The sequence below is a fragment of the Cyanobium sp. NIVA-CYA 375 genome, from assembly GCF_056108345.1.
Window position 1 is genome coordinate 1 of sequence record NZ_JBSYHW010000081.1, and the last position, 9742, is coordinate 9742.

At 62.2% G+C, this 9742-nt stretch carries 6 protein-coding genes; 5 read left to right on the top strand and 1 reads right to left on the bottom strand.

Annotation, left to right across the window (positions count from 1 at the left end; all coding sequences use genetic code 11):
- The first annotated feature begins 738 nt into the window (after positions 1-738).
- Both AC01FP_RS14535 and bchD read left to right on the top strand, forming a co-directional pair.
- Positions 739-4536: a cobaltochelatase subunit CobN gene (locus AC01FP_RS14535; RefSeq protein WP_474481302.1), complete on the top strand. Its 3798-nt coding sequence runs from the start codon at positions 739-741 to the stop codon at positions 4534-4536.
- Positions 4536-6596, top strand: a complete 2061-nt coding sequence (gene bchD, locus AC01FP_RS14540) for a magnesium chelatase ATPase subunit D (protein WP_474481304.1) — start codon at positions 4536-4538, stop codon at positions 6594-6596. Before AC01FP_RS14535 ends, bchD begins: the two co-directional genes overlap by 1 nt.
- 185 nt (positions 6597-6781) lie before the next feature.
- On the opposite strand, the gene AC01FP_RS14545 is transcribed toward bchD, so the two are convergent.
- The gene (locus tag AC01FP_RS14545) at positions 6782-7003 is read right to left on the bottom strand and encodes a ribbon-helix-helix domain-containing protein (RefSeq protein WP_474481306.1); all 222 of its coding nucleotides are present in this window, start codon (positions 7001-7003) and stop codon (positions 6782-6784) included.
- 182 nt (positions 7004-7185) lie between these two features.
- Here AC01FP_RS14545 and AC01FP_RS14550 point away from each other — a divergent pair, with 182 nt between their 5' ends.
- From AC01FP_RS14550 to AC01FP_RS14560, 3 genes are all read left to right on the top strand, one after another.
- On the top strand, positions 7186-7827 hold the full coding sequence (locus AC01FP_RS14550) for a LuxR C-terminal-related transcriptional regulator (protein WP_474481310.1): 642 nt from the start codon (positions 7186-7188) through the stop codon (positions 7825-7827).
- Positions 7828-7980: 153 nt separating this feature from the next.
- Positions 7981-8667, top strand: a complete 687-nt coding sequence (locus AC01FP_RS14555) for a DUF6629 family protein (protein ID WP_474481308.1) — start codon at positions 7981-7983, stop codon at positions 8665-8667.
- Positions 8668-9309: 642 nt separating this feature from the next.
- Positions 9310-9666, top strand: coding sequence for an N-acetyltransferase family protein (locus tag AC01FP_RS14560; RefSeq protein WP_474481309.1), 357 nt, complete (start codon positions 9310-9312; stop codon positions 9664-9666).
- Positions 9667-9742 lie beyond the last annotated feature (76 nt).

Genomic DNA, 9742 nt, shown 5'->3' on the forward strand with positions numbered 1-9742 from the left:
AGTTGAAGTCACCATGCGCGACCTGAGCGCATCGGAGGTGTGGGCGGACCCAAGTCTTCTCCAGGCTGTAGCGCCTGAGCGTCGAGCCATCGAAGCCGCACTTCAGGCTCAACTGCAGCCCGCAATGCGCCAGCTCGCTTCGGCGCATTCATCTGAGGTGCCGAATTAACAATCAACTTAAATCATACCGCAAATCAACTGCAGCAAATCAGCCGCTGATTCGCCACCAAGGTTCGCAGGACAGGGCACTCTTGATCTTCTATCCTGAAACCGTAGTTGATTAATTGTTGATCATGGTAATCTAAAAATAACACCGTAATAAGCTCTTCACACTTGAACAGCGCTTGGTGGCGGCGGAAGGCTCGGTTGGATTCTGTTGCGAGCTTCTAATGGAGTTTCAACATTAGGCATTAGGCCATGATTTCAAAATTATACATCCGCGTGTTGTCTCATCTATGTACGCCGGCGTCGACAGCTTCCGGAGCTTGCATACAGCAAATGGCCAGGATTCATTCTCTGCAAGTGTGTGAAATGGAAATCTAGTGAAACTCGGCTTAGGCGGCTTTCATTGTTCCTGCGGGCCGGCACGCCTTTAAAGCTAGGCCATGAGCAAAGTGATTTCATCGGTGACATGACCACTATTTAAATGCCCTAAATCAGGCTCAATCAAGACACTGCTTAAGGCAGTATCTACGCGATTTATCTGGCCAGTCTTTCATCGCATTCGCATAGGCAGTCATGAAGCGTATTGTGCTGCTAGCTGGCTTCGAAGCCTTCAATGCCGATCTCTACCGCAAGGCTGCAGAGCGAGCGATGGTGCAATGCTCGGATCTCAAAGTTACTATATTCAGTGACCATGATCTGGCCATGTCGAATGATGCCGTGGATGACGCATTGGCCAATGCTGATGCCTTCTTCGCCAGCTTAATATTCGATCTCGATCAGGTGGAATGGTTGCGCCAACATGCAGCCAAGGTACCGATCCGGTTGGTTTTCGAATCAGCCGTCGAGCTGATGCAGTTGACCTGTTTCGGTCACTTCACGATCGGCGGCAGCAGCGTCGGCATTCCCCGCCCGATTCAGGCCCTGCTCGCCAAATTCGGCAGCGGCCGCGAAGAAGACAAGCTGGCTGCCTATTTCGGCTTTCTCAAGGTGGGGCCGAAGCTATTGCGATTCCTTCCCTCACGCCGGGCCCAGGATCTGCGCCACTGGTTGATTCTCTACCGCTACTGGAATGCGGGTGGCCTCGACAACGTCATCGCCCTGTTTCTGTACCTGGCCCGCCATGGCCTGGGGCTAAAGCCCCAGGCGATCCCGCCCCTGCGGGAGTCGCCCGATCTCGGCCTGTGCCACCCCGACCACGAGGGCTACTTTCCGTATCCGCGTGACTACCTGAGCTGGTTCCACCGCACCCGTCCCCAGAGCACACCGACCCAGGACAATTGGCCTGTGGTGGGGCTGCTGCTCTACCGCAAGCATGTGATCACCTGCCAGCCCTATATCTCCCAGTTGATCCGCGCCTTCGAGGCCGCCCAGCTGGTGCCGCTGCCGGTGTTCATCAACGGGGTGGAAGGCCACATGGCCGTGCGCGACTGGATGACCAGTGCCAGCGAGCGGGCCTTACCTGGTGAACTCGGCGGCGCCCGTCGCCAGGCTGTGGCCGTGGATGCGATCGTTTCCACGATCGGCTTCCCCCTGGTCGGTGGACCGGCCGGGTCGATGGAGGCCGGCCGCCGCGAGCAGGTGGCCCAGCGCATCCTGCGTGCCAAGAACGTTCCCTACGTGGTGTCAGCACCGCTGCTGATCCAGGACCTGCACTCCTGGACCCGCCATGGCATCGGTGGACTGCAGAGCGTCGTGCTGTTCGCCCTGCCAGAGCTCGATGGCGCCATCGATCCCGTTCCCCTCGGGGGACTGGTGGGCGATCGCATCTATTTGATCCCCGAACGGCTGAGGCGCCTCACCGGACGCCTGAACTCCTGGATCGCTCTGCGCCGCAAACCCGCTGCTGAGCGGCGCGTGGCCATCGTGCTCTACGGCTTTCCTCCGGGCTATGGCGCCACCGGCACCGCCGCCCTGCTCAACGTGCCCGACTCCCTGATGGCGCTGCTCAGGGCACTGATCCGCCAGGGCTACAGGGTCGGGCCCCTGCCGGCGAGTGGTGAGGCGTTGATTCGGCAGGTGAAGGAGGCCGATGACACCTGGATCAGCCGCATCCCGGAGGGAGAGCGCTTCGAAGACTGGACCGGCGCCAGCGTGACGGTGGAGACCCTGCGGCAGTGGCTCGGGCCGCTACACGCCAGGCGCATCGAGAAGCAGTGGGGGCCGCTGGGCGATACCGTCATCCGCACCCTGGCGGGACGCTTCCTGCTAGGTGGCGTGCAGTTGGGGAACATCTGGATCGGTGTGCAGCCGCCGCTGGGGGTGGCGGGCGACCCGATGCGTTTGATGTACGAACGGGATCTCACCCCCCATCCCCAGTACGCCGCCTTCTACGGCTGGCTGCAGCACAGCTTCCAGGCCGATGTGGTGGTGCACTTCGGGATGCACGGCACGGTGGAGTGGCTCCCGGGCTCACCCCTGGGGAACACGGGCTACTCCTGGTCCGACCTGTTGCTGGACAACCTGCCCCATCTTTATGTCTACGCGGCGAACAACCCCTCCGAGTCGATGCTCGCCAAACGGCGCGGCTACGGCGTGATCGTGTCCCACAACGTGCCCCCCTATGGCCGTGCCGGGCTCTACCGGGAGCTGATCGCCCTGCGCGATCTGATCGCCGAATACCGGGAGGATCCCGAGCGCAATGCCGCGTTATCCGACGGCATCCTTAAGCAGGTGGGCGACAGCGGCCTCGATACCGACTGTCCGGCACCGGAGAACGCCCACACCGACCGGGTCGCGTTCGATGCCTGGATCGTGCGACTGGGTGCCTATCTGCAATTACTGGAAAGTCGGCTGTTCTCCAGCGGTCTGCACACCCTCGGCCAGCCGCCGGATCCGGAGCAGCGCCTGGCCTATCTGAAGGCCTACGTGGGCCCAGCACTGCCTGAGGCACTGCTCGAGGCCATCAGCCGACTGCCCCCGGCCACCGATGAGGCCGGCCTGCACGCCCAGGCGGCAGAGCTGGAGCAGCTCCATCGCGGCAGCATCGGCGCAGGCGAAGTGGCAGGGGCTGATCGCTCAAGGCAACTGCTGGAGGCTCTGCGCATCTGCCAGCTGCTGGAGCGCAGCACCGAGGAAATCGACCATCTGCTCGATGGCCTGGGCGGCCAGTACATCCCCCCAGCCCCCGGCGGCGACCTGCTGCGCGACGGCCCCGGCGTGCTGCCCACCGGCCGCAACATCCATGCCCTCGATCCCTACCGCATGCCCTCCGCGGGCGCGCTGGTGCGGGGCCGCCAGATCGCGCTGCGGATCCTGGAACAACACCAAGCCAACAACGACGGTGTCTGGCCTGAAACCGTGGCGCTGATGCTCTGGGGTCTCGATGCGATCAAGACCCGGGGTGAATCCCTGGCGATCCTGCTCGAGCTGGTGGGAGCCGAGCCGGTGAAGGAGAGCACCGGGCGGATCATGCGCTATGCGCTACGGCCGCTGGAGAGCCTGGGGCATCCCCGCATCGACGTGCTGGTGAACCTCTCTGGCATCTTCCGCGACAGCTTCGTGAACATCGTCGAGTTGCTCGACGACCTGTTCCGCCGCGCTGCCGAAGCCGACGAACCGCCGGAGCGCAACGCGATCCGCCGCCACGCGCTGCAGCTGGCGGCCGAGGGGATCGAGAACCCCAGCGCCCGCCTGTTCTCCAATCCCGCCGGCGACTTCGGCTCGCTGGTCAATGACCGGGTCACCGACGCCAACTGGGAGAGCGGGGAGGAGCTGGCGAACACCTGGCAGGGCCGCAATGGGTTCAGCTATGGCCGCGCCGACAAAGGGGAAGCCCGGCCCCAGGTGCTGGCCGCCCTGCTGCGTAGCACCGACCGGGTGGTGCAGCAGATCGATTCGGTCGAATACGGCCTCACCGATATTCAGGAGTACTACGCCAATACGGGTGGTCTGAAACGTGCCGCCGAAGTGGCCCAGCAGGCCAGTCGGCCCGGGAGCCGGGTGGCGGCCAGCTTCGTCGAGTCGTTCTCGCGCGACACCACACCGCGGGATCTGGAGGAGCTGCTGCGGCTGGAGTACCGCACCAAGCTGCTCAACCCCCGCTGGGCCCAGGCGATGGCCGCGATGGGATCGGGTGGGGCCTATGAGATCTCGCAGAGGATGACGGCCCTGATCGGCTGGGGCGGCACCACCGGATTCCGGGATTCCTGGGTTTACGACCAGGCCGCTGACACCTACGCCTTTGACGCGGCGATGGCCCAGCGGCTGCGCGATGCCAATCCCGAAGCGTTCCGCAACGTGGTGGGTCGCATGCTTGAGGCCAACAATCGGGGACTGTGGAATGCCCCGACTGAAAAAATCGACAAGCTCCGCAACCTCTACGACCTCACCGACGCCGAATTGGAGGGCGTGACGGTGGCGGCAGAGCCGTAGTGGCCGTTACGCCCAGCTGTTCTCCAGCGACGGCCGGTTCAACAACAGCCTTTCCCATCAATGCCGTGGTGGGACAGGACGCCATCCGCCAAGCCCTGCTGCTGCTGGCGGTGGATCCCGGCCTCGGCGGGATTGTGATCGCCGGCCGCCGGGGAACCGCCAAGTCGGTGCTGGCCCGCGCCTTGCACGCCCTGCTGCCGCCGATCCGGGTGATCTGCCGTTCCTGCTGCAATGCCGATCCAGCCGATCCGGGCGACTGGGACGACGCCACCCGGGCCCATCGCGCCACGATCAGTCGCAACCCCGTCAGCGCCCTGAAACCCTCGCCATTCGTGCAGGTGCCGCTCGGGGTCAGTGAAGATCGCTTGCTGGGCTCCGTCGACGTGACGGCTTCGATCAGGCGGGGCCGGGCGGTGTTCCAGCCAGGGCTGCTGGCGGAAGCGCACCGGGGTGTGCTCTATATCGATGAACTCAACCTGCTCGATCCCGGTCTCGCCAATCTGCTGTTCACGGTGGTGGATGGTGGCATCAACCGCGTGGAACGGGAAGGCATCAGTTTTCAGCATCCCTGCCGGCCGCTGCTGATCGCCACCTACAACCCTGCCGAGGGAGAACTACGGGCCCATCTGATCGATCGACTGGCCATGGTGCTCTCGGCCGACACCCCCTTGAGCCTGGAGCAGAGAGTGGAGGCGGTGGAGCGGGTGCTGCAGCACGCTGCCGATCCGAATGCTTTCTGGCAGCGCTATTTTAGGGGCCTGCTGGAACTGCAGCACCGCATCGCCAAGGCCCGCCGGTTACTGCACCAGGTGTGTCTGACGCTGCCGCAGTTGCACTACCTGGTGGACGAGGCGATCCGTGCCGGGGTGGAGGGCCACCGCGGTGATCTGTACGCCGTGCGTGTCGCCAGAGCTCAAGCGGCTCTGCAGGGTCGCCGCCATGTTGAGGCCGCAGACCTGCGTCTCGCCGTGGAGCTGGTGATCCTGCCGCGTTCCGCGGCTCTGGCTCTGCCTCCCGACCATGAAGCGGACCCGTCACCGCCCGCGGAGCCCCAGGGCAAGCCGGCCGGGCCATCAGAGTCGGAGGAGGAACCACCGGCCTCGGACGCCACAACGGAGCAGCCAGCCAGCCAGGCCATCCCCGACAGCTTCCTGTTTTCCCCGGAAGGCGTGCTGCTGGATCCACACCTGCTGGCCCAGGCTGCGCGCCTCAAGCGGCGCCACGGCAAGGCCGGCGGGGGCGGGCTTGTGCCCTCTCCCGATCGGGGCCGCTACGTGAAACCGCTGCTGCCCCATGGCCCCATCCATCACATTGCCATCGATGCCACCCTGCGGGCCGCAGCACCGCATCAGCGGTCGCGGCGAAGGGGTTTGGGGCGCCGGCAGGGCCCAAAGCTGCTGCTGCGGGAGGACGATCTGCGCGTCAAACAGCTGCTCCGCAAGGCCGGAGCACTGGTGATCTTCGTGGTGGATGCCTCGGGGTCGATGGCCCTCAACCGTATGCAGGCCGCCAAAGGGGCTGCGCTGCAGTTACTGGGCGAGGTGTACCGCAGTCGCGACCAGGTGGCTCTGATCACCTTTCGCGGCAGGCGAGCCGAGGTGCAGCTGGCACCCACCCGCTCGATCACCGCAGCCAGCCGCCGGCTGGCACGGCTCCCCTGCGGCGGCGGATCACCGCTGGCCCACGGCCTGGCACTGGCGGTGCGCGTTGGTGAGAACGCACGCCGCTCAAAAGAAGTCGGCGAAATCCTGATCGTGTTGATCAGCGACGGCAAGGCCAATGTGTCGCTGCACCACTCGCTGGCATCCCCCAGCGAAGAGATCCCGCAACAGGTTGTACTGGCGGAGATCCGCCGGGAGGTGCTGGAGATCGCTGGGGCCCTCACGGGGTTGGGCATCGACCTCCTGGTGATCGACACCAGCACCGGCCATCACCCATCTGGACTGGCCGCCGAAGTGGCCCGACGGGGGGGCGGCTGCCATCAACCCCTGCCAGCGGCGACCCGTCAGGAGATCGCCGCCACCACGCGTCAATGGCTCACCTCGCGAGTGAGGCCCTGACCTAAGGAGCAGCGGATCGGCCAACGAACGGGCCAATGGGTCGGAGAACACTCAGGTTGGCCTTTGGTCAACGCTGCTTGCCCCCTCACTCTGTGCTTGGACACCCCCTGGCTTTGGCGGCTGCTCCTCAGCTGAATATCTCCGCATAGGTCAATACAGGGCGTTGATCGGCTCAGCCTTGGTGCTTACCCTCGGTATTCAGAAGGCTGACAAGGGGCATATATCGGGCTCGATTCGCGTTGCGGAGTAAGCGATAGCTCCAGTAGGTAGGCCGCCAGGTTGCTGAGGGAGCGGCCCTCCAGATCGCTGAGTTCCTGCATAACACAAAAGGTGTGGTGAGGAACAGTGATGCTGATCCGACGTGGCTTGCGGAACAACGGTGCGGTGATGGTGCGAGATGAGTCCATAGAGCTGTGAGTTGCCGACTATTCCAGTATTTTGCTACAGATCAGGCTCTGAAAAGATCCATCTTGTACCTACCCAGCTCAGGGGTCCTGATTCTGGGTATAAAGATAAGTGGATGCGCGGATGGTCTTAACTCATGTCCAGCGATTCAAAAGCGGAGAGCCTGCCATGTACCTGCTTGGTTGTGATCAACGACCGTTTAAGCGGCCAAGCATTGGGAGGCCTTCTCAGCGAACAATGTGGGTTAGAGCTTCTAGCTGTGTGCCAATCAGTTCGCGAGGCTCTTGAGTTGCTGGAGAATGAAATACCTGCGGATTTACTTGTACTTGATGTTGCCGCTGACGGAGGGGACTGGCACAAAGCCATTGACACACTACAAAGACTGAGCCCAGATGTTCGACTGATTATGCTGAAGGATCAGGATGATGAATTTTCTCCACCCGATGTAATCAGACCCATGTTACTTGGGGTAATCGAGAAGTCTTGTTCGTGGGACAACCTGATTGGCCTTGTCGCCAGCTGGCAACAAAGCCATCCTTCGCCAATCCTGAGGCGTCAAGCTGCAGCCCTACTTCAGCTGCAAAGGCTGACCCCAAGAGAGCTTGAAGTTTTTCATTGTCTTGGCAAAGGAATGCAGAATAAAGAGATCGCAGCTTCCCTTGGCATTAGGGTCAAAACAGTGGAAACATATCGCAAGACCATCGGTGCCAAGTTGGGCCTCAGTGGCACAGAGTTGGTGCGTGCTGCAGTCCTAAAGCGATGCACAAATAATAAAGCTAAGGACAATAAGAATGGGTCCCGTAAGCAGGTAGAAGTTGAACATTGACGCCACATTTTGGCGGTGTAGGCCACAGCAACGACCCCCAGGAGAGCGAGTCAGAGCGTTCACCCTCTACGTCATCACCGAGGCATTCATGCAATGGTTTACGCAGTAGGGCCTATCCATCACCTAATCGTCCCTGAATTAAGGTAATGGGCCATGTGTTTTTCGGCGACGGCCAGCTTCGTCACTGCCATCGGGCTCGCACCTGTCGGGATTGTGAGTCTGGCTATGGCCCATCATCTCGACCCCGAGCGGTGGCAGCCCCTGGCGTTGACGCCGATCCTGTTCGCAATTCAGCAGGCACTGGAGGGATTCGTGTGGCTGGGGCTGGCTTCTCCTAGCCCTGTTGCTGGGCTGAGGATGGTAGCGCTGGCGTATTTAGGCTTTGCATTCGCGCTCTGGCCTGCCTGGATACCGTGGACTGCTATGCGATCGGGTAGAGATTTACTGACACCAGAGCAACAGCGCCTTTTTCGATTTCTGTGGGGTTTTGGTGCGCTGCTTGGTGCCGGACTCTGGATTCCGCTGCTGCTCGATCCAGGACTGATCAACCCGACTGTGCGCCAAGGTTCGATCGACTACCAGGCGCACCCACCCTGGACAGACCCGATGGGACATCTGCCCATCTCACTGATCTATGCCCTGATAATATGTCTTCCTTTGTTATTGCATCCCTACCGGAGGCTGAGCCTCCTGGGGGTGGCACTGGCCGTCGCCTTTGTAGTGGCGCAGGTCGCCTTTCTGCAGGCTTTCAGTTCGGTCTGGTGCTACTTCAGTGCCTTGATATCCATACTCATACTCTGGATTCTCTTCGATGCTTCCCCCTCACCGAATAAAGCCTAGTGTCATAGGTACGGGAACAGGAACCTCCGCCACCCTCCACCACCGTCCAGAAGGCTTACTTTGAAGTTGAGGGGAGGCCCGGTAGCCAACCCGACCCTCACCCTCCAACAGAGTCCGGCCAGGGATCACCCGAGCCGGTGCGCATAGAAGGAGGTGCGATTGGACAAGCCAACTCCAGTGAACTCGCTGGCGCTGCGTGAACGTCAGCCCGTAGCCGCAGAGAGCCATATGCCACTTCTGATTACCGCGTGCTGACCCCCGGGCTGCATAACCCGGGTCGAGATCACAACCGAGAAGGTCAAGCCCCGAGCATCTCTTCTCCCAAACGTGATCTCCCTTCCTTCCCTGCCAGGCCCAGACAGGTCATGCGAGAACCCACAGACACCCGACCGGCAAACCTTGGTGTGAGGAGGTAACTGCCGCAACTGGTGCTAAGGCGCCCCCCACGGGGCGCCTTCCTATTTGGGTGACAATCACCAGAGCAACGTTCATATCTCTGACAACTTCCCGATCGCCCCTGCAGATCCGCCCCTACGAGCCGGCCGACTAGCCAGGATTGTGGGCGCTGTTGGAGCCGGTGTTCCGCGCCGGTGAAACCTTTCCCCACGACCCGGCCATCACAGAGGCCGAGGCCTAACTGGCATGGGTGGAACAGAACCAGGCGGTGATGATCGCCGTGGATGGAGCCGGGGCCCTCGTGCGCACCTATTACCTCAGGCCCAACTCCCTTTCCCTTGGTGCCCATGTGGCCAATGCCGGCGCCGCCAGGGGATCGGCAGCCGTCTCTGCCAGCACTCGCTGCAAGCCGCCCGGCGGTTGGGGTTCCGGGCGATGCAGTTCAACCTGGTGGTGAGCACCAATACCGCCGGCATCCGCTGCTGGCAGCGCAATGACTTTCAAGTGGTCGGCACCCTGCCGGGGGCCTTCCGCCACAGGCAGTTGGGTTACATCGATGCGTTGGTGATGGTCCAAGGGCTTGTGGAGGGACCAACCCCATGAGGTTGTGCCCTTGCGGCTACAGCCAGGCGTTGACCTCCGCCAGGCACTGGAAACCTGGATGGGCGAGCAGGAGGAG